This window comes from Inquilinus ginsengisoli, from assembly GCF_050434925.1.
Lineage (GTDB): Bacteria > Pseudomonadota > Alphaproteobacteria > DSM-16000 > Inquilinaceae > Inquilinus > Inquilinus ginsengisoli_B.
The window spans coordinates 1,090,697-1,110,094 of record NZ_JBNDJK010000001.1; the positions used below are offsets into that span (position 1 = coordinate 1,090,697).

General features: G+C 65.4%; 15 protein-coding genes and 1 tRNA gene. 8 read left to right on the forward strand and 8 right to left on the reverse strand.

The features are described from left to right. Positions 1–29 precede the first annotated feature (29 nt). From QFZ27_RS05460 to QFZ27_RS05480, 5 genes are read left to right on the forward strand one after another with little or no spacing between them, the layout of a single operon-like run. Positions 30–1,280: a Zn-dependent hydrolase gene (locus QFZ27_RS05460; RefSeq protein ID WP_429225078.1), complete on the forward strand. Its 1,251-nt coding sequence runs from the start codon at positions 30–32 to the stop codon at positions 1,278–1,280. A 3-nt stretch (positions 1,281–1,283) separates the two neighbouring features. Then, the gene (locus QFZ27_RS05465; RefSeq protein ID WP_429225079.1) at positions 1,284–2,111 is read left to right on the forward strand and encodes an ABC transporter ATP-binding protein; all 828 of its coding nucleotides are present in this window, start codon (positions 1,284–1,286) and stop codon (positions 2,109–2,111) included. Positions 2,112–2,124: 13 nt separating this feature from the next. Then, positions 2,125–3,045: an ABC transporter permease gene (locus tag QFZ27_RS05470; RefSeq protein WP_429225080.1), complete on the forward strand. Its 921-nt coding sequence runs from the start codon at positions 2,125–2,127 to the stop codon at positions 3,043–3,045. Beyond that, positions 3,042–3,995, forward strand: a complete 954-nt coding sequence (locus tag QFZ27_RS05475; RefSeq protein ID WP_429225081.1) for an ABC transporter permease — start codon at positions 3,042–3,044, stop codon at positions 3,993–3,995. The genes QFZ27_RS05470 and QFZ27_RS05475 overlap by 4 nt, the downstream gene beginning before the upstream one ends. 29 nt (positions 3,996–4,024) lie before the next feature. Continuing rightward, complete coding sequence (locus QFZ27_RS05480) at positions 4,025–5,026, forward strand: ABC transporter substrate-binding protein (RefSeq protein ID WP_429225082.1); 1,002 nt, start codon at positions 4,025–4,027, stop codon at positions 5,024–5,026. Positions 5,027–5,108: 82 nt separating this feature from the next. Here the strand turns inward: QFZ27_RS05480 and QFZ27_RS05485 are convergent, their stop codons facing one another. The 3 genes from QFZ27_RS05485 to QFZ27_RS05495 form a co-directional block, all read right to left on the reverse strand. Then, positions 5,109–6,512: a calcium-binding protein gene (locus tag QFZ27_RS05485; RefSeq protein WP_429225083.1), complete on the reverse strand. Its 1,404-nt coding sequence runs from the start codon at positions 6,510–6,512 to the stop codon at positions 5,109–5,111. 63 nt (positions 6,513–6,575) lie between these two features. Beyond that, complete coding sequence (locus QFZ27_RS05490; RefSeq protein WP_429225084.1) at positions 6,576–9,431, reverse strand: hypothetical protein; 2,856 nt, start codon at positions 9,429–9,431, stop codon at positions 6,576–6,578. Between the two features lie 654 nt (positions 9,432–10,085). Beyond that, positions 10,086–10,946, reverse strand: a complete 861-nt coding sequence (locus QFZ27_RS05495; protein WP_429225085.1) for an EamA family transporter — start codon at positions 10,944–10,946, stop codon at positions 10,086–10,088. 99 nt (positions 10,947–11,045) lie between these two features. Here QFZ27_RS05495 and QFZ27_RS05500 point away from each other — a divergent pair, with 99 nt between their 5' ends. Beyond that, positions 11,046–11,510 (forward strand): Lrp/AsnC family transcriptional regulator, encoded by a 465-nt coding sequence (locus tag QFZ27_RS05500; RefSeq protein WP_429225086.1) that lies wholly within the window; start codon positions 11,046–11,048, stop codon positions 11,508–11,510. Positions 11,511–11,531: 21 nt separating this feature from the next. Here the strand turns inward: QFZ27_RS05500 and recR are convergent, their stop codons facing one another. Beyond that, a complete protein-coding gene (gene recR / locus QFZ27_RS05505) occupies positions 11,532–12,122 on the reverse strand; it encodes a recombination mediator RecR (RefSeq protein ID WP_429225087.1) in 591 nt (196 codons plus the stop codon). Between the two features lie 139 nt (positions 12,123–12,261). Between recR and QFZ27_RS05510 the strand changes: the two genes are divergently transcribed. Both QFZ27_RS05510 and QFZ27_RS05515 read left to right on the forward strand, forming a co-directional pair. Continuing rightward, positions 12,262–12,335 (forward strand) — tRNA-Gly (locus tag QFZ27_RS05510). Positions 12,336–12,446: 111 nt separating this feature from the next. Continuing rightward, complete coding sequence (locus tag QFZ27_RS05515; protein ID WP_429225088.1) at positions 12,447–13,808, forward strand: glutamine synthetase family protein; 1,362 nt, start codon at positions 12,447–12,449, stop codon at positions 13,806–13,808. Between the two features lie 125 nt (positions 13,809–13,933). Here QFZ27_RS05515 and QFZ27_RS05520 read toward each other — a convergent pair whose 3' ends face one another. The 4 genes from QFZ27_RS05520 to QFZ27_RS05535 all read right to left on the reverse strand — a co-directional run bounded on the left by QFZ27_RS05520 (position 13,934) and on the right by QFZ27_RS05535 (position 19,255). Then, the gene (locus tag QFZ27_RS05520; RefSeq protein WP_429225089.1) at positions 13,934–15,727 is read right to left on the reverse strand and encodes a M2 family metallopeptidase; all 1,794 of its coding nucleotides are present in this window, start codon (positions 15,725–15,727) and stop codon (positions 13,934–13,936) included. Positions 15,728–15,988: 261 nt separating this feature from the next. Further along, positions 15,989–16,951, reverse strand: a complete 963-nt coding sequence (locus QFZ27_RS05525) for a hypothetical protein (protein ID WP_429225090.1) — start codon at positions 16,949–16,951, stop codon at positions 15,989–15,991. A 10-nt stretch (positions 16,952–16,961) separates the two neighbouring features. Then, positions 16,962–18,095: an AAA family ATPase gene (locus QFZ27_RS05530; protein WP_429225091.1), complete on the reverse strand. Its 1,134-nt coding sequence runs from the start codon at positions 18,093–18,095 to the stop codon at positions 16,962–16,964. Beyond that, positions 18,092–19,255: a GmrSD restriction endonuclease domain-containing protein gene (locus QFZ27_RS05535; RefSeq protein ID WP_429225092.1), complete on the reverse strand. Its 1,164-nt coding sequence runs from the start codon at positions 19,253–19,255 to the stop codon at positions 18,092–18,094. Before QFZ27_RS05535 ends, QFZ27_RS05530 begins: the two co-directional genes overlap by 4 nt. Between the last annotated feature and the right edge of the window lie 143 nt (positions 19,256–19,398).

Here is a 19,398-nt window from a genome sequence, read left to right on the forward strand (position 1 = left end):
GATCGACGACTCCGCCCGAGGACGTGACGATGCAGCAGAATATCCAGATCGATCCGCAGCGCCTCTGGGACGCGATCATGGAGACCGCCGAGCTCGGCCGCACCCCGAAGGGCGGGGTCAAGCGCCTGACCCTGACCGACCTGGACAAGCAGGTGCGGGACTGGTTCAGGACGCAGTGCGAAGCGGTCGGCTGCACCGTCACCGTCGACGAGGTCGGCAACATGTTCGCCCGCCGGCCGGGCCGGGATGAGTCGCTGCCGCCGATCTGCGTCGGCAGCCATCTCGACACCCAGCCGACGGGCGGCAAGTTCGACGGCATCCTCGGCGTGCTGTCGGGGCTGGAGCTGCTGCGCACGCTGCACGACACCGGCTACGAGACCAACGCGCCGATCGAGGTCATCAACTGGACCAATGAGGAGGGCTCCCGCTTCGCCCCGGCGATGCTGGCCTCCGGCGTCTTCGCCGGGGTGTTCACCAAGGAGTACGCCTACAGCCGCGAGGACCGCGACGGCCTGCGCTTCGGCGACGAGCTGGACCGGATCGGCTATCGCGGCCCGGTCCCGGTCGGGCAGCGCAGGCTCGGCGCCCATTTCGAGCTGCACATCGAGCAGGGGCCGATCCTCGAGGCCGAGGAGAAGGTGATCGGCGTCGTCACCGGCGTGCAGGGCATGCGCTGGTACGAGGTGACGGTGACCGGCCGCGAGAGCCATGCCGGCTCGACCCCGATGCGGCTGCGGCGCGACGCGCTGCGCGGCGCCGCGCGGATGATCGAGGCGGTGATCGCGGTCGGCGACGCCACCGCCGATGCGGTCGCCACGGTCGGCCTGGTCGAGGTCCGGCCGAACAGCCGTAACGTGATCCCCGGCGAGGTCTTCTTCACCATCGACTACCGCAACCCCGACGATGCGAAGATCGGGGTAATGGAGGCGGCGGCACGGGCGGCGATCGAGCGGATCGCGGCCGAGCTGAAGCTCGAGGTCAAGGTCGAGGCGATCTGGGATTCGCCGGCGGTGAAGTTCGACCCGGCCTGCATCGACGCGGTGGAGAACGCCGCCCGGTCGAACGGCTTCGCCCATCGCCGCATCGTCTCCGGCCCCGGGCATGACTCGGCCTACATCGCCCGGGTGGCGCCGACCGCGATGATCTTCGTGCCGTGCCGCGAGGGCATCAGCCACAATGAGGAGGAGAGCATCGAGTTCGACCACGCCGCCGCCGGAGCCAATGTGCTGCTGCGCGCCGTGCTCGATTACGACCGCTCGCTCGAACAGAAGGCGGGCTGAGGCATGGCGGTGTCGGCGGTCAGGCCCGAGCAGCCTCCACGCACGGCGTCTAGCGCCCCGCCGGTGGTCGAGGCCCGGCGCCTCGGCCTGACCTTCCAGACCGCCGATGCGCCGGTGGTGGCTCTGCAGGATGTCGATCTGACCATCGGCGAGGGCGAGTTCGTGTCGCTGATTGGCCCGTCCGGCTGCGGCAAGACCACGCTGATGCGGGTGGTGGCCGACCTGGTGCGGCCGACCGCCGGCTCGGTCACGGTCAACGGGATGACGCCGGAGCAGGCGCGGCTGGCCCGCGCCTATGGCTATGTGTTCCAGGCGCCGGCGCTCTACCCCTGGCGCAATGTCCGCCGCAACGTCGAGCTGCCGCTCGAGATCATGGGCGTGCCGGCGGCGGAGCGGCAGGAGCGGGCGCGGGCCGCGCTCGCCACCGTCGGGCTCGGTCCGTTCGAGAAGAAGTTCCCCTGGCAGCTTTCGGGCGGCATGCAGCAGCGCGTCTCGATCGCCCGCGCGCTGGGCTTCCAGCCGAAGCTGCTGCTGATGGACGAGCCGTTCGGCGCGCTCGATGAGATCACCCGCGACAACCTCAACGTCCATCTGCTGGACCTGTGGAACCGCAGCAACCTGACCGTGATCTTCGTCACCCATTCGATCCCGGAGGCGGTGTTCCTGTCCTCCAAGATCGTGGTGATGTCGCCGCGGCCCGGCCGGATCCTCGACGTGATTGACAGCGACCTGCCGCGCCAGCGCGACCTCGACATCCGCGAGACCCCGGAGTTCCTCGCCATCGCCCAGCAGGTCCGCGAAGGCCTCCGGGCCGGGCATTCCTACGAATGAGGGTGAGGCGCGCATGACCGCACTCGCCGAATCCCTGCCCGCCCGCCCCGGCACCTGGGCGCGGCTGAAAGGCGGGAGGGCGTTGCCGCTGGCGACCGTGCTCGGCGCGTTCCTGGTCCTCTGGTATCTCGGCTCGTTCTGGCTGAACGCGCCGCAGGCGGTGGAGCGGCTGAACCGTGCCGGGCCGGACTGGACCACGGCGCAGTTCTTCGACGCGATCTGGAAGCTGGACCGGCCGCTGCTGCCGACGCCGGACCAGGTCGCGACCGACCTGTGGGGCAGCACCGTCGGCCGGCCGGTGACCAGCAACCGCAGCCTCGTCTACCACGCCTGGGTGACGATGAGCTCGACCCTGGTCGGCTTCGTGCTCGGCACGCTGCTCGGCATCCTCCTCGCCGTCGGCATCGTCCATGTGCCGACGCTCGACCGGTCGCTGATGCCTTGGGTGATCGCCAGCCAGACCGTGCCGATCCTGGCGATCGCGCCGATGATCGTTGTCGTGCTCGGCAATATCGGCCTCACCGGCGTGGTGCCGAAATCGATCATCTCGGCGTATCTCAGCTTCTTCCCGGTCACCATCGGCATGGTCAAGGGCCTGCGCTCGCCCGACTCGCTGCAGCTCGACCTGATGCGCACCTATTCCGCCAGGGGCGCCCAGGTGTTCTGGAAGCTGCGCTGGCCGGCGGCGGTGCCGTTCCTGTTCCCCAGCCTGAAGATCGGCATCTCGCTGGCCCTGGTCGGTGCGATTGTCGGCGAGTTGCCGACCGGCGCCCAGGCCGGCATCGGCGCGCGGCTCCTCACCGGCTCGTATTTCGGCCAGATGATCCAGCTGTGGTCGGCGCTGGTGATAGCGGCGCTGCTGGCCCTGCTCTGCGTCTTCGCCGTCACCCTCACCGAGCGCGCCGTGATCGCCAGCCGCGGAGGCCGGGGATGAGCGCGCGGGTGCTGCGCAGCCTGGGCTGGCTGCTCCTGGCGGTGATCCTCGCCGGATTCGTGCTCCAGTGGATCGCCGACGGCGGCGTGTTCGCGTCCGCCACCGCGTGGATCGCCCTGCCGATCGTCGCGGCGGTGGCCGCGTCCTGGATGGCGCTGCACGGCCTGTCGCCGGTGCCCGGCCGGGCCGCCGGCATTGCCGTGCCGATCCTGTTCGGCACCGTGCTGCTTTGGCTGTGGCAGGTGCTGGTCACCGGTTTCCAGGTGCCGCAGATCCTGCTGCCGGCGCCGTCGCAGATCGGGGCGCGCTTCGCCGCCAGCACCGACACGCTGTGGGTCGATTTCGTCCAGACCTTCATCCGCTCGGCCATACCGGGCTTCCTGATCGGCTCCGGCGCCGGCTTCCTGACCGCGGTCGCGATCGACCGGTCGCCCTTCCTGCAGCGCGGCCTGCTGCCGCTCGGCTCCGCCGTCTCGGCCATGCCGATCGTCGGCATCGCGCCCATCATGATCATGTGGTTCGGCTTCGACTGGCACTCCAAGGCCGCGGTGGTCGTGGTCATGACCTTCTTCCCGATGCTGGTGAACGCGCTGGCGGGCCTCGAGGCCGCCGGGGCGATGGAGCGCGACCTGATGCGCTCCTACGCCGCCAGCTATTGGCAGACGCTGCGCAAGCTGCGGCTGCCGGGCGCGCTGCCCTTTATCTTCAACGCCCTGAAGCTGAACGCCACCCTGGCCCTGATCGGCGCCATCGTGGCCGAGTTCTTCGGCACCCCGATCTACGGCATGGGCTTCCGCATCTCGACCGAGGTGGCGCGGCTGAATGTCGACATGGTCTGGGCCACCATCCTGGTCGCGGCGATCGCCGGCTCCGCCTCCTACGGGCTGCTCGCGCTGGTGGAGCGGGCGACCACCTTCTGGCACCCTTCGATGCGGCAAGCGGAACGCTGAAAGATCCAACGAACGGGAGAGGCATCATTATGAAAAAAATCATTCTGGGACTGGCCGCGATCGCAGTGCTGGGCTTCGGCCCGGCGCAGGCGGCGGATCCCTTCACCATCCAGCTGAAATGGGTCACCCAGGCGCAGTTCGGCGGCTATTACGTCGCCGCCGAGAAGGGCTTCTACGCCGATGAGGGGCTGGAGGTCACGATCAAGCCGGGCGGGCCGGACATCGCGCCGCCGCAGGTGATCGCGGCTGGCGGCGCCGACGTCATCGTCGAATGGATGCCGGCGGCGCTGGCGGCGCGCGAGAAGGGCGTGCCGCTGGTCAATGTGGCGCAGGTCTTCAACCGCTCCGGCATGATGCTGACCTGCAAGAAAGAAAGCGGGATCACGTCGCCGGCCGATTTCAAGGGCAAGACCCTGGGCGTCTGGTTTGCCGGCAACGAATATCCGTTCCTGTCCTGGATGGGCAAGCTGGGCCTGTCGACCTCGGGCTCCAACCCGGACGTCACGGTGCTGCGCCAGGGCTTCAACGTCGACCCGCTGCTGCAGAACCAGGCGGCCTGCATCTCGACCATGATCTACAACGAATACTGGCAGGTGATCGACGCCGGCGTGCCGGAGAAGGACCTGATCACCTTCTATTACGAGGACCAGGGCGTCGCGACCTTGGAGGACGGGCTGTACGCCCTCGACTCCAAGCTGAAGGACCCGGCCTTCGTCGATCGGCTGGGCAAGTTCATCAAGGCGTCGGCCAAGGGCTGGGCCTATGCTAAGGCGCATCCGGACGAAGCCGGCAAGATCGTGGCCGAGGCCGACGCGTCGGGCGCCACCACCGACGCGGTGCAGACCCGCATGGCCGAGAACATCGCCAAGCTGATCACCGTGTCGGACGACAAGATCGGCTGGCTCGACCCCGAGGCGTACAAGCGCACGGTGCAGGTGCTGCTGTCGAGCAAGAGCGACCCGGTGATCACCAAGGACCCGGGCGACGCGGCCTGGACCCACGCCGCCTGGGACAAGGCGATGGCCAAGTAGGCAAGGCGTCCTTCGACAAAAAGGGCCGGCTTTCGCCGGCCCTTTCCGATCCTTCCGGGCGCGCGCCCGGCCTTTTCGATTACTACAGTACGAAGTCGGCCGCCTGCAGTGCAAAGGCGCCATTAAGCTGGATGTGGAAGTCCGAGACGCCGTCGCCGTTGATGTCGCCGCCGATGGTGGTGACGCCGGGGCTGGTGACGGCGGCGCGCAGTTGGCCGGCAACGCCCGAATAGAGGGCGCTGCCGATGAAGGTGAAGGCTTGGTTGCCGGCGACGCCGGCGTCGGCGTCGATCGCCGACAGGTCGATCTTGTCGCCCTGGGCGTGGCTGAAGTCAGCGATCCGGTCGGGGACACCGCTATAGCTGTCGTCGATACTGGCGAAGATGAAGCGATCGGCTCCGGCGCCGCCGGTCAGCGTGTCAACGCCCATGCCGCCGCCCAGCACGTCGTCGCCCTCGAAGCCGTTCAGCCCATTGTTGAAGAAATCGCCGTAAAGGGTGTCGCCGGCCATGCTGCCATTGACGCTCTCGATCGATATGAGGACATCGCCCGCGGCGCCGCCAGCGGTCGCGCCGGTCGCAAGATCGACCGTGACGGCGATGGCCGACCCCCAATAGGTGACCAGGTCGGTATCATTGCCGCCATCGAGGAGGTCGGCCCCGCCCTCGCCGCGAAGGATGTCGTAACCGTTCCCGCCGTAGAGCTCATTGTCGCCGGCGTCGCCGGTCAGCCTGTCGGCACCCCCGGACCCTTCCAGGTTTTCGATATCGCCGACAAGGGTGTCGCCCTGGGCCGCGCCGCTCCACGCCAGTCCACCGAGGGTCACGATCACCCCGACAAGGCCGTCCACGTAACTGAGGATATCCTCTCCATCGCCGCCGGAGAGCGCATCGGCCCCGGCCCCGCCGACCAGCCGGTCGTCCCCGGCGCCGCCCGAAAGCGTATCGTCGCCTCCCAGGCCTTCCAACTGGTCGTCCCCGCCGCCTCCGGAGAGCACATCGTTGCCATCCAGGCCCGAGAGCTTGTTGTCCGCCTCGTTGCCGGTGAGGATGTCGCCGTAGTTCGAACCGGTTACGTTTTCAATGTCACCGGCGATGAGATCGCCTTGGGCATCGCCGCCGGAACCGGTGCCGCCGAGGATCACCGTGACGGCAGCGCCGCTCTCATTATACCAGATTATGTCGGCCCCGGCGCCGCCGGACAGCGTGTCGGCCCCGGCCCCGCCATAGAGATAGTCGTCGCTGTCTCCGCCGGAAAGGCTGTCGTTTCCGGCTCCGCCGAGGAGGCTATCAAAGCCGGTGCCGCCGGAAAGGGTATCGTTCCCGTCTCCCCCATAGAGGATACCGCTACCGGTGCCGCTGTCGAGGAGGTCGTCGCCCCCATAGCCGTACAGCTGGTCGTACCCTGAATAGCCATAGATCTGCTCGGCATCGTCCGAGCCGTGGATGGTGTTGTCGCCGGCGTCCCCGTCGATGCGTCCTGGCATGTTTCCTCGCCTGTTTGCTGTGGGTAGACCGGTGCCGGTGGGCCGGCACCGGTTTCCTGAATGCTACAGTACGAAGTCGGACGCCTGCAGTGGAAAGGCGCCGGTCAGCTGGATGTGGAAGTCGGAGACGCCGTCGCCGTTGATGTCGCCGGCGATGGTGGTGACGCTGTCGACGACGGCGAACCGCAGTTCGCCAGCATGGTGGGTGAACAGGCCGGAGCCGATGAAGCTGAAGCCCTGGTCACCGGCAGCCGCGGTGCTGGCGTCGATCCCCGCCAGGTCGATGCGGTCGGCCTGGGCCCGGCTGAAATCGGTGATCCGGTCGGCATTGGCCCCGACCACGCTGTCGCCGACGGCGGTGAACTGGAACCGGTCCGCCCCGGCGCCGCCGGTGAGGGTGTCCTGGCCGGCCCGGCCGACGAGGAGGTCGTTGCCGTTCCACCCTTGCAGCACATTGGCGCCGGCATTGCCGTACAGGCTGTCCCAGCCCTGACCGCCGGAGAGGTTCTCGATTGAGACCAGGACGTCGCCCTGGGCTTCGCCGGCGCTGCCGAGGCCGCTGGCCAGGCTGACCACGACTCCGGTGGTGGCGCTGTAATAGCTGGCGGTGTCGGTGCCGACGCCGCCGTCGAGACGGTCGGCCCCGGCCCCGCCGCGGAGCACGTCGTTGCCGTTCCAGCCGGCCAGCGTGTTCGCCCCGGCGTCGCCGGCGAGGGTGTCGTTGCCCTGGCCGCCGGTGAGGTTCTCGATCCCGGTCAGGACGTCGCCCTGGGCTTCGCCGCCGCCGGCGGTGTGGGCGCCCAGGTCGATCGAGACGCCGGTGGTGGCGTAGTAGTAGCTGGCGGTGTCGATGCCGGCGCCGCCGTCGATCACATCGGCCCCGGCGCCGCCGCGAAGCACGTCGTTGCCGTCCAGCCCCTGCAGCGTGTTGGCGAAGGCGTTGCCGACCAGGCTGTCGCCGCCCAGGCTGCCGATGGCGTTCTCGATGCCGGTATAGCGGTCGCCCTGCGCCTCGCCGCCGCTGCCGACGCCGCTGGACAGGTTCACCGTCACCGGCCCCGCCGTGCCGGAATAGGTCACGGTGTCGCTGCCGCTGCCGCCGTAGAACCGGTCGCTGCCGCTGCCGCCGCGGAGCGAATCGTTGCCGGCGCCACCGACCAGGGTGTCGCTGTCGGAGCCGCCGTTCAGCTTGTCGTTGGCGCCGGCGCCGAACAGGTGGTCGGCCCCGCTGGTGCCGGTGAGGTCGCGCGGCGTGGCCGAGCTGTTGAAGGTGAAGTAGTTGCCGGTGCGCAGCACATCGACGGTGATGTTCTTGATCCGGATGCTCTCGTCGGTGAAGCCGTAGCCGAGGGTGATGACGACGTCCGTGCCGACCTGCTGCATGAAGGGGACGATGCTGGCCAGGTCGCCGACCCCAATCGCCTGCAGGTCGATCTTGTCGCCGGGCTGGAGGTCGAAGATGGTGTCGTTGCCGAACTCGCGGGCGTTGTAGACGAAGGCATCGTTGCCGGTGCCGCCGTAAAGCTGGTCGCCGCCGGTGCCGCCGATGAGGGTGTCGCTGCCGGCACCGCCGACCAGGGTGTCGAAGTCGGAGCCGCCGTTCAGCTTGTCGTTGGCGCCGGCGCCGAACAGGTGGTCGGCTCCGCTGGTGCCGGTGAGATCGCGCACCGTCGGAGAGGTGTTGAAGGTGAAGTAGTTGCCGGCGGTCAGAGTATCGATGGTGATGTTCTTGATGCGGATGCTCTCGTCGGTGAAGCCGTAGCCGAGGGTGATGACGACATCCTCGCCGACCTGCTCCATGAAGGGCCGGATGCTGGCGAGGTCGCCGACCCCGATGGCCTGCAGGTCGATCTTGTCGCCGGGCTGGAGGTCGAAGACGGTGTCGTTGCCGAACTCGCGGGCGTTGTAGACGAAGGCGTCGTTGCCGGTGCCGCCGTAAAGCTGGTCGCCGCCGGTGCCGCCGATGAGGGTATCGCTGCCGGCACCGCCGACCAGGGTGTCGAAGTCGGAGCCGCCGTTCAGCTTGTCGTTGGCGCCGGCGCCGAACAGATGGTCGGCCCCGCTGGTGCCGGTGAGATCGCGCACCGTCGCGGAGGTGTTGAAGATGAAGTAATTGCCGGCGGTCAGCGCATCGATGGTGATGTTCTTGATGCGGATGCTCTCGTCGGTGAAGCCGTAGCCGAGGGTGATGACGACATCCTCGCCGACCTGCTCCATGAAGGGCCGGATGCTGGCGAGGTCGCCGACCCCGATGGCCTGCAGGTCGATCTTGTCGCCGGGCTGGAGGTCGAAGACGGTGTCGTTGCCGAACTCGCGGGCATTGTAGACGAAGGCGTCGTTGCCGGTGCCGCCGTAAAGCTGGTCGCCGCCGGTGCCGCCGATGAGGGTATCGCTGCCGGCACCGCCGACCAGGGTGTCGAAGTCGGAGCCGCCGTTCAGCTTGTCGTTGGCGCCGGCGCCGAACAGATGGTCGGCCCCGCTGGTGCCGGTGAGATCGCGCACCGTCGCGGAGGTGTTGAAGATGAAGTAATTGCCGGCGGTCAGCGCATCGATGGTGATGTTCTTGATGCGGGTGCTCTCGTCGGTGAAGCCGTAGCCGAGGGTGATGACGACATCCTCGCCGACCTGCTCCATGAAGGGCTGGAGGCTGGCGAGGTCGCCGACCCCGATGGCCTGCAGGTCGATCTTGTCGCCGCTCAGGAGGTCGGTGATGGTGTCGTTGCCGAATTCGCGGGCGTTGTAGACGAAGGCATCGTTGCCGGCGCCGCCGGTCAGGGAGTCGCCGCCGGTGCCGCCGATAAGCCGGTCGTTGCCGCCGCCGCCGATAAGGGTGTCACCGCTGCCGAAACCGTCGATCGTGTCGTCACCGCTGGTGCCGGTGATCTCGTCCTGGCCACTGGTGCCATTGATAACAGCCATTGCTTCGTTCCCCTTCTTGCACGGTTGGATCGCAGGCCCGTTGCGCGGCTTCGGCGTTGGAAGCCGGGCATGACGGTGCCGTCGGGCGCCCTTCATCGAAGGCCGCCCCGTCGCTCGCTCCCGATCGCGGGAGCGAGGGAATTCGGTTGTCCTGGATGGGCGGCCGGATTACCGGCCGCGAATGGTCACAGCAGGAGGTGGAAGGACCTCGGGCGTGCCTGGCTTCGGCCCGCCGGCGATAGGAATGCGGTTGCCGTCAGCGCGCCGGGCATGGCCGGCAGATCCCGCGCTGCGACGCATCCTGCTCCGGATTCGTGAACGACATCCAAGTTGCTCCCCACCACTTATAAAATTTGATGCAATTGGACTGTACCGCGGCTGTCTCGATCCCGGCAATCCACCGGCAACGGGCCTGCCGAGCCTCATCGGCAGAGGGCCACCGACGCGCGATGCGATGGCCGACCGGGCCGGACATGCCGCCGGCAGGCTGCCCGTGACGACGTGGCCAGCGATACGGGATCGGGCTGCGTCGTCACCGTGCTTATCAACCTGGATATCGGCAGATGGTGGCGCGAATGTGTCGCCAAGGTCAGATTGACGTCCTAATCCGACATTTTAGCCGACATCGTCGGATCTTTATCGCAGCCCTGAGCTTCAGGCCCGGCCGGCCCGGTGCAGGGCGACGCCGGCCATCACCAGGGCGATGCCGGCCAGGTCGCGGGTCGAGGGGATCTGTCCCAGTACCAGGATTCCGATCCCGGTGGCGGTGGCCGGCAGCAGCGACAGCATCAGCGCGAAGCTGGCGCGCGGCAGCCGGGCCATCGCCAGCAGGTCGCAGACATAGGGGATGACCGAGGAGGCGATGCCGACCCCGATCCCCGCCAGCAGCAGCGCCGGGTCGGTCAGCGCCGGCAGGGCCGGGCCCAGCCCGAACGGGGTGATCGCCACCAGCGCCATCAGCATCGCCGCCGCCAGCCCGTCGATGCCGTCGGCCCCGGCGATGCGGTGGGCCAGCATGATATAGGCGATGAACAGCGCGGCATTGGCGAAGGCCAGGGCATAGCCCAGTGCGTCGGCCTCCAGCCGGATCTGGGTCAGCATCGCCACGCCGGCGGCCGCCACGCTCAGCGCCACCAGGTTGCGCCGGCTGCGCAGCCCGGCCGCCGCCAGGCCGATCGGCCCCAGGAACTCGATGGCGCCGACCGTGGCCAGCGGCAGCCGGGCGATCGCCAGGTAGAAGCAGGCATTCATCGCCGCCAGCACCAGGCCCAGCGCCAGCAGAATCCGGCGGTCGGCCGCGCTGCTGCGCTGCCACAGCCGCCAGGGCCGGCGCCACAGCGCGAACACCAGCGCGGCGGTGGCGATGCGCAGCCAGGCGACGCCCAGCACCTCGACCGCGCCGAACAGCAGCACGGCGCAGGCCGGCCCCAGATAGTGGAACACGGCGCTGACGATGAAGAACAGCTGCGGCGGCAGCCGCTGCGCCAGCGGCAAAGCGGCGGAGGTCTCGGGCATCGACATGGCTGGAAGATTTGCATGCGCCGGCGGCCCGGCCCATGATCGGTCGAAGCCCTGTGCCGTCATCTGCCTTCGCTTCGAAGGAGATCCGTCGATTTGGCCTTCCAGGTCTCGCCGCTGCTCGCCGATGAGCGCAACCTCGCCCTGCTTCGCCTGTTGCAGGCCGAGCCGCGGCTGGGCGTGGCCGAGCTGGCGCGGCGCATCGGCATGTCGGGCCCGGCGGTGCGCGAGCGGCTGCTGCGGCTGGAGGAGGCGGGGGTGATCCGCGGCTGGCGGCTGGAGCTGGAGCCGCGGGCGCTGGGCTACCCGCTGACCGTGTTCGTCCGCATCCGGCCGATGCCGGGGCAGCTGCCGAAGATCGCCGAGCTGGCGCGGGCGATGCCGCAGGTGGCGGAATGCCACCGCATCACCGGCGAGGACTGCTTCATCCTGAAGGTGCATGTCGAGGCGATCGAGACGCTGGACCGGCTGCTCGACCGCTTCCTGGCGCATGGCCAGACCACGACCTCGATCGTCCAGTCCACCCCGGTGCCGCCGCGCGACCCGCCGCTGCCGGGATAGGGCCCGGGGGGCCGGCGGGGGCTACAGTCCGCGGCGCGAGCGCAGGGCGGCCACCAGCGTGCCGTCGTCGAGATAGTCCAGCTCGCCGCCCACCGGCACGCCATGGGCCAGGCGGGTGACGCTGGGGCCGATACCCTCCAGCTTCTCCGCCAGGTAATGCGCCGTGGTCTGGCCATCGACCGTGGCGTTCAGGGCCAGGATCACCTCGGTGACGCCCGGCTCGCGGGCGCGGGCCAGCAGGCGCGGGACCGACAGGTCCTCCGGCCCGACGCCGTCGATCGCCGACAGCGTTCCGCCCAGCACGTGGTAGCGGCCGCGGAAGGCGCGGGCCCGCTCCAGCGCCCACAGGTCGGCCACCTGCTCGACCACGCAGATCACCCCGGCGTCGCGGGTCGGGTCGCTGCAGATCGGGCAGGGGTCGACGGTGTCGAGATTGCCGCAGACCGAGCACGGCACGATCGCCGTGGCCGCCGCGTCCAACGCCTCGGCCAGCGGGCGCATGACGGTGTCGCGGTGGCGCAGCAGGTGCAGCGCGATCCGGCGTGCCGACCGCGGCCCCAGCCCCGGCAGCCGCGCCAGCAGGTCCATCATGGTGGCGATCTCGCCGCTCATCCGTGCTCCATCCCGCCGCCGTCCGCGGCACCGATCCTATCCGACGCGCTTTCCTAGCACAGCAGGCGAAACCGGACCCGTCGCGATCGCACCGAGGCGCCTTGAACGGCATCGCCGCTTCGCCTATAACCGACGGCGCGCGGGTGTAGCTCAATGGTAGAGCAGAAGCTTCCCAAGCTTACGACGAGGGTTCGATTCCCTTCACCCGCTCCAGCCTTCTTATCACCGCCGCCCGATCTTTCATGACCGTCCCGCGCCCGCGGCTGGTTCCGCTCGCCTTCGCCTCCGCCTAAGCTTCCCGGCGGCACCGACCGAAGGGGAACCATGCCTGACGCGACCAAGGCCGCCGATCCCGCGCAGGAATGCCTCGACTTCCTGGCCCGGCACCGCGACATCCGCTTCGTCGACATCCTGCTGACCGATGCCTGCGGCGTGCAGCGCGGCAAGCGCATCCCGAGGGCCGAGCTGGAGCGGATCTGGCGCAACGGCCGCTACATGCCCGGCTCGATCATCAGCCTCGACATCACCGGGGCGGATGTGGAGGAGACCGGGCTGGTGTGGGAGGACGGCGACGCCGACCGCACCGCCCGCCCCGTGCCCGGCACGCTGGTGCCGGTGCCGTGGAAGGCCGAGCCCTCGGCCCAGCTGCTGCTGACCCTGTTCGAGCTCGACGGCACGCCGTCGGCCTACGATCCGCGCCAGGTGCTGTCCCGGGTGGTGTCGCGGCTGGCGGCCGACGGCCTGCATCCGGTGGTGGCGGTGGAGCTGGAGTTCTACGTCTTCGACGCGGCCTGGCGCGAGACCGGGCGGCCGATCCCGCCGCGCGGCGCCAGCACCGGCAAGCAGGCCTATGGCATGGCCGATCTCGACGAGCTCGGCGACTTCCTGGCCGATCTCTACGCCTGCTGCGAGATCCAGGGCCTCCCGGCCGACACGGCGATCAGCGAATACGCGCCGGGCCAGGTCGAGATCAACCTGAAGCACCGGGCCGACGCGCTCCGGGCGGCCGACGACGCCATCCTGTACAAGCGGCTGGTCCGCGCCGTGGCCAGGCGGCACGGCATGGAGGCCACCTTCATGGCCAAGCCCTATGCTGGCGAGACCGGCAGCGGCACCCATCTGCACATCAGCCTGGCCGATGGCGACGGCGGCAACCGTTTCGCGGCCGAGGGCGGTGACGAGCTGCTGCGCCACGCCATCGGCGGCATGGGGGCGACGATCCGCGACGGCATGCTGCTGTTCGCGCCGAACGCCAACTCCTACCGCCGATTCCAGACCCTCAGCTACGCGCCGTTGGCGCCGAGCTGGGGCGTCAACAACCGCACCGTGGCGCTGCGCGTGCCGATCGGCCCGCCGGCGGCGAAGCATGTCGAGCACCGGGTGGCCGGCGCCGACGCCAACCCGTATCTGGCGCTGGCGGCGGCACTGGCCGGGATGCATCGCGGGATTCTGGACAAGCGCGATCCTGGCCCGCCGGTGACCGGCAACGGCTACGGCACCCCGGCCTCGGACATCCCGCCGAACTGGCTCGATTCGATCCGCGACTTCCGCGCCTCGGCGCTGATGCGGGACTATCTCGGCGACGCGTTCGTCGACGCCTTCGCCAAGATCAAGCTGGCCGAATACCGCCGCTTCCACAGCCAGGTGCCGCCGCTGGACTTCGACTGGTACGCCAGGGTGGTGTGAGGCGCTCCCCTTTTTCTGTCATGCCCGGGCTTGACCCGGGCATCCAGAGGCTGTCGACATCTTCTGGATTGCCGGGTCAAGCCCGGCAATGACAGAAAGGGAATGGGGATAGGACGGAGCGGCTCCTACCACCCGCAGCTCTGGCCCTTGTTCTGCTCGGTCAGCCAGTCGTTCAGGGGCGTGAAGTACTCGACCACGGCGCTGGCGTCGGTCTGCCGCTCGCCGGTGAAGGCTTCCAGCTCGTCCGGCCAGGGCTTGGACTGGCCCATCTCCAGCATCGCGTTGAAGCGCCGGCCGACCTGCTTGTCGCCATAGACCGAGCAGCGGTGCAGCGGTCCGGTCCAGCCGGCCTGCTTGCACGCCGCGCGGTGGAACTGGAACTGGTAGATATGGGCCAGGAAATACCGGGTGTACGGCGTGTTGCCGGGGATGTGGTACTTGGCGCCGGGGTCGAAGGCATCGGCCGGGCGCGGCCCCGGCGGCACCAGCCCCTGGTATTTCAGCCGCAGCGCCCACCAGGCGTCGTTGTAGGTCTCCGGCGTCGCCTTCCCGGCGAACACCTCCCAGCGCCAGCGGTCGACCATCAGGCCGAAGGGCAGGAAGGCGATCTTGTCGAGCGCCATCTTCAACAGGAAGGGGATGTCGCCCTCCGCGCCCGGCACGGTGTTCAGGAGGCCGATCTGGTTCAGATAGGTCGGGGTCAGCGCCGACAGCCCGACGAAATCGCCGATCGCCTCGTGGAAACCGTCATTGGCGCCGTTCTTGAACAGGTAGGGCTGGTCCTTGTAGGCACGCTGATAGTAGTTGTGCCCGAGCTCGTGGTGGACGGTGTAGAAATCCTCGCCGTTCACCTTGGTGCACATCTTGATGCGGACGTCGTCGCGGTCGTCCAGATCCCAGGCCGAGGCGTGGCAGACGACGTCCCGACCCTCCGGCCGCACGATCTGCGACCGCTGCCAGAACGTCTCGGGCAGGGGCGCCAGGCCCAGCGAGGTGTAGAAGGCCTCGCCGATCTTCACCATCCTGGTCGCGTCGTAGCCGGCATTGACCAGCAGCTTGTCCAGGCTGTAGCCCGCGGCCTCGTCCTTCGGTGCCACCAGGTCGTAGATGTTGCCCCAGGACTGGGCCCACATGTTGCCGAGGAGATCGGCGCGGATCGGCCCGGTCTTCGGCTGCACCGCATCGCCGTACCGGGCGTTCAGCCGGCCGCGGACATAGCAGTGCAGGTTCTGGTAGAACGGCTCGACCTGGCCCCACAGCCGATCGGTCTCGGCCGCGAAATCATCGGCCGGCATGTCGTAGCCGGACCGCCACAGCGCGCCGGTGTCGGCATAGCCCAGCGCCGTCGATCCCTCGTTGGCCAGCGCCACCAGCCGGGCATAGTCCGGCTTCATCACCGGCGAGATGCCGTGCCAGCCCTCCCACACCGCTTTGGTCTCGGCCGGGTCGCGCGAGGCGGCCAGGATGTCCTCGGCATCGCTCAGGGTCAGGGTCTTGCCCCGCAGCTGGAACTCGCCGGTGGAGTAGGTGGAATCCAGCCTGGTGCTCAGCGTCGCCAGCTCGCGCGCCGCGCCCGGCCGGTCCGGCGCCGGCAGCACCAGGTTGCGCTTGAGGATGTCGAGCTTGCGCCGGGTCACGGGATCGAGCTGCACCCCGTCGAAGCGCGAGGCTTCCTTGGCATAGGCGCTGGTCTTCTCGGTCCACTCGCCATTGGCCTTGGCCTCCAGCCACTGGGTGTCGTCGGTGATGAAGGTGGCACGGACCCAGGAGGCCTTGTTGAGGTATTCGCTGGTGGCGGCCAGGTCGGCCTCGGCCTTGTCGACGAAGGCGCGGGCTTCCTCCGCGGTCTGGGCCGAGGCGGCGATGCTCCACAGCAGGGCGGCCGCGGCGGTGCCGGCGGCCAGCAGGCGGGATCTCATCGGGACGGTCCCCCTATGCATTGAATTTTATGAGAAATTGCCGGCCTTCTCCCCATGGCCGGACCGATTGCGCCCATGGAAGGCGGCCGGGACTCCCCTGTCAATCGCCGCGTAGGACCGTTGCCCTGCTTTCAGAACGGCCAGGAGGCCGACACGGCGTCTCTCGACATAGAGAGGATCATCGCTATGGCTTCAAGCCTACGCGGCGTCCCGTCTAGTCGAACCGCATAGCGCTCGGAAGGGAGCTTTGGGCCGGCTCGGTTAGCCGATCCCAAGTTTTCTGCCGACGTGTCCAATTAACGCGTGGCGAACCGGCTCGGTTTGCAGCTTGAAATGAATTCGGCCTTCGGCAGGGCCGAAATCGGCGTGGTCACTGAAAGTTTGAACGACTCCTTGAGCGTCGCTAAAGTCAACCAGACCCTTGTTGATCCGAGTGGCGCTTTCAGGTCTTACGAAGCATCGCCATGTTGGCACCGCAGCATCGCGGCTCGACCAATCGCCAACATCGGCGTCTATGTCGCCCAGGCGTCTTGCTGCGGCGTAAAGTACGCGATCACCAGATTTCAGATGCTCTATTTGTGCCTTCACTCTCGGGATAAATTGAAGGTTGGGAAATATAGCTCCGCGACGTTCCCATAGCTCCGCGCCATCTGAGAATGTAGGTATTGTTGAGGCGCGTAGGAGTTCTGCAAAAATAGCAACGTCGCCAGATTGAGCCACATTTCTAGCGAAGACAAGCGTTTCAGTGATTTCCTCGCTGTCTGAATCGAGCTCAATCCTGTTCAAGGCCACAGAAGTAGAATGCCAAAGTGGGTGTGAAGCAAAGCTTACACCCAAGCCATCGAGCAAACATGCTAAACCAAATGCCTTCGCCATCTTTCCTGCGAATTCATGCTCCCCGACCGCAATCTGGTACTCCACCACCGCAAAATCAGGAGCTTTTAGAACTTCAACGACCCTGTCAAACGGAGAGCGGTCTTGAAGACGCTTAAGAAATTGACTTTCCTCAACGCATTTATTTGCGTTCCTTAGCGCTGCGATAGAGTAAGTATCGCCTATTGATATCGCATTCAGCTGAATATCACTATTTAAAACGACACTGGGATTGATCTTCCTAAGTTCTCGTATCACGCTAACGATAGACTTGAGGTAGTTGCAAGCTGGTTCAAGCGCAACTGCACCTTCTGGGATAGACAGATCGTTAAGAAAAATTTCAAAAGACATTTTCTAGTAGTCAATCGAGAAGTTGATCGAGGCTGCGTTCCCATTGATCGAAGAACCCTGAAGGCCAGTATGAGAGGCGTCCGTCCTTAGTCAGGCCAGGCGTCTCAAATGTGCTTTGATTTCCTGGTTCCCGATGAAAGAAATGGAACATTGTATTGCCTGGATCGAGATGGCCTTCTTTAACAGCCAGCCTGATGCCGTTGAGTACGTGATCGCTATGGCTCTCTGCGATTACCTGTACGCCACCGGCTGCTGTGAGCGCAAGTAGCCGCCCAATGGCAACTTGCCCTTTTGGGTGAAGTTGCGCTTCTGGATTTTCAACAACTATAAATGACCCCGGCTCGGCGCCTAGGCACGCCGTGATGACAGGCAATGAATGCGTAAGACCAAAACCTACATTCGTCGGCCGCAGAGGTGCTCCGTAGCTAACGCCTTGCCCACGACAGGAAAATGCGAGCCGAACGAAATCAGTCATGGGCACCGGATGGGGCTCGACGCGCACTCCAGGGCTAAACTCCTGCAACCAGGCATTTACCTGCGCCAATAGGCTGTGCGCTTCAGGCTCAGACGCATGGATCAATTTTAAATTGGCTATCTTTGAAGCGCCAAATTCAAGAAGATAATGCGCTGTAAAATCACCTCTCGGCCCAATAAATCTCTGATGCCTTACGGCGTGATGTGATTTTGGGAACGTTACCGAGGGCGTAATTCGGTCAGCTCGAAGAAACTGAAATCCAAAATCTAGCAAACTAAAAATTTGCATTTCACCATGGCCAGAAATGGAGTCGCGGCCGGGTTTAGTTGTACAACTTAGAACGTCAGCGCTGGTATCTATAGGCGCAGACCACCGAAGAGTGGTATCACCAAGGACGCTTTGTAAGTATATATCAATTGATACTTCTGGTTCATCGAATTGATGATACAGAATATCGGCCCCAGTGCCAAGTTCAACTAGATCTCCATTTAATATCAAATCGCCAGACAATAAAAATCCAGCATCCCAGGACTGTCGTAACAATCCTAGTGCCTGCAGAACGGTACTTTTGCCGCTACCATTCAATCCAGATAGAAGTGTAAGCTGCGACAGCGGGATAGTGACTTCCCGAAACGCCTTAAAATTCTTTAGTCGAAGAGCATATATCATTGTAGGGCGCCCACGAATAGCTCGTGAATTTTCGCAAACCGCCGATTTACTTTCGCGATATCGCCTGTGCCTTGAGAAATCGCGGAGTCGAAAGATCGATCACCGCAGAGTGCAATAAAGCCGGACCGAACAGCGTCGCGATTTTGGATGAGTTTCACCATAGCAGCGTCGTTAGTGTTCGCAAGATTCACAGAAATCGCCTCAAAAAGTGCCTTATTAATTGGCAAGCGACCGACATTCGAGAAATATCTTTTTCTGAATGCGTCATCTCCAAATATGGCTGTGGCAGATAACATAGAGCGTCGGAACATTAGCCTCATATACTCTATCTGGTCAGCGCTGAGTTCGTTGACGGCCTTCATAGCCTTTATAAGGAAACCGTCCATATCCGGCTGTTTGTATTGTGATAACCCTAGGCCAAAGAAAGCAATAAATCTTAGAACAAGCTCGCGGTCATCCATACGTATAGGTCGAACACTACCATCAGTCGCCCGAATAAATTCTGGCATAGCAGCCCACTCTTCCAGCACTCTGCGCGCCGATCCGGGAGTTATTGCATGTCGCAATTCTTGAGGAGAAAGTGCTATCCCGCCCGTGTTTATTCTTGCAAAGATGTTAAATTTCACCTCAGCGGGCGTGCCTTTTCGAATTAGGTGAATTACCAATTCTGTTTCGCGAAGGCGTAGCTGCAACCGAGAGCTGAGTTCTTCAAATTTTTTGCCATCGTAAACGCCGAGGTATTCTAGACCAGTTAGAACGAGTGGTTCTTCGTTGATTATCGTGGAATCTATAAATCTAGAAATAGTCGATAGGCGTTGAATTCCATCGACGACTTCCCACCGCTCGTCCTCGTCCTCAGCGGCGTACAACACTGGCAGGGGGATTCTCAACAGAAGAGATTCAATCAATCGACTCTGGCGTTTTGCGTCCCAAACTCCCCAGCGGCGCTGAAAATCGGGTTGGAGATCGATCATGCCTGAGCGCGTACGCGACAGGAGAAGATCGACGGTCATCGTCTTGGTGACGACGTCAATGTCCTCGGGATCGAACGGTTCAGCAATTTTTTCAACGTCTTCGGGCGCCGTGTCCTCGCGTTCAACGCCGGTCGCGAGCCCTTGAAGGTCCAGTTGTTCGTGTACCGTCGCGTCGTCGGCGGACATTTTGGCTCGCTCACTTAAGCTTGTTTGTCACCATGAGAAGTCGCAGAGCTTCGGTCAACGTGGAAGCGCGTGACATACGGAGTCGTGATGATAGCGACTTTACGCTTGTGGTGCATTGAGTAAACCGAGCTGCGGTCGGGGCA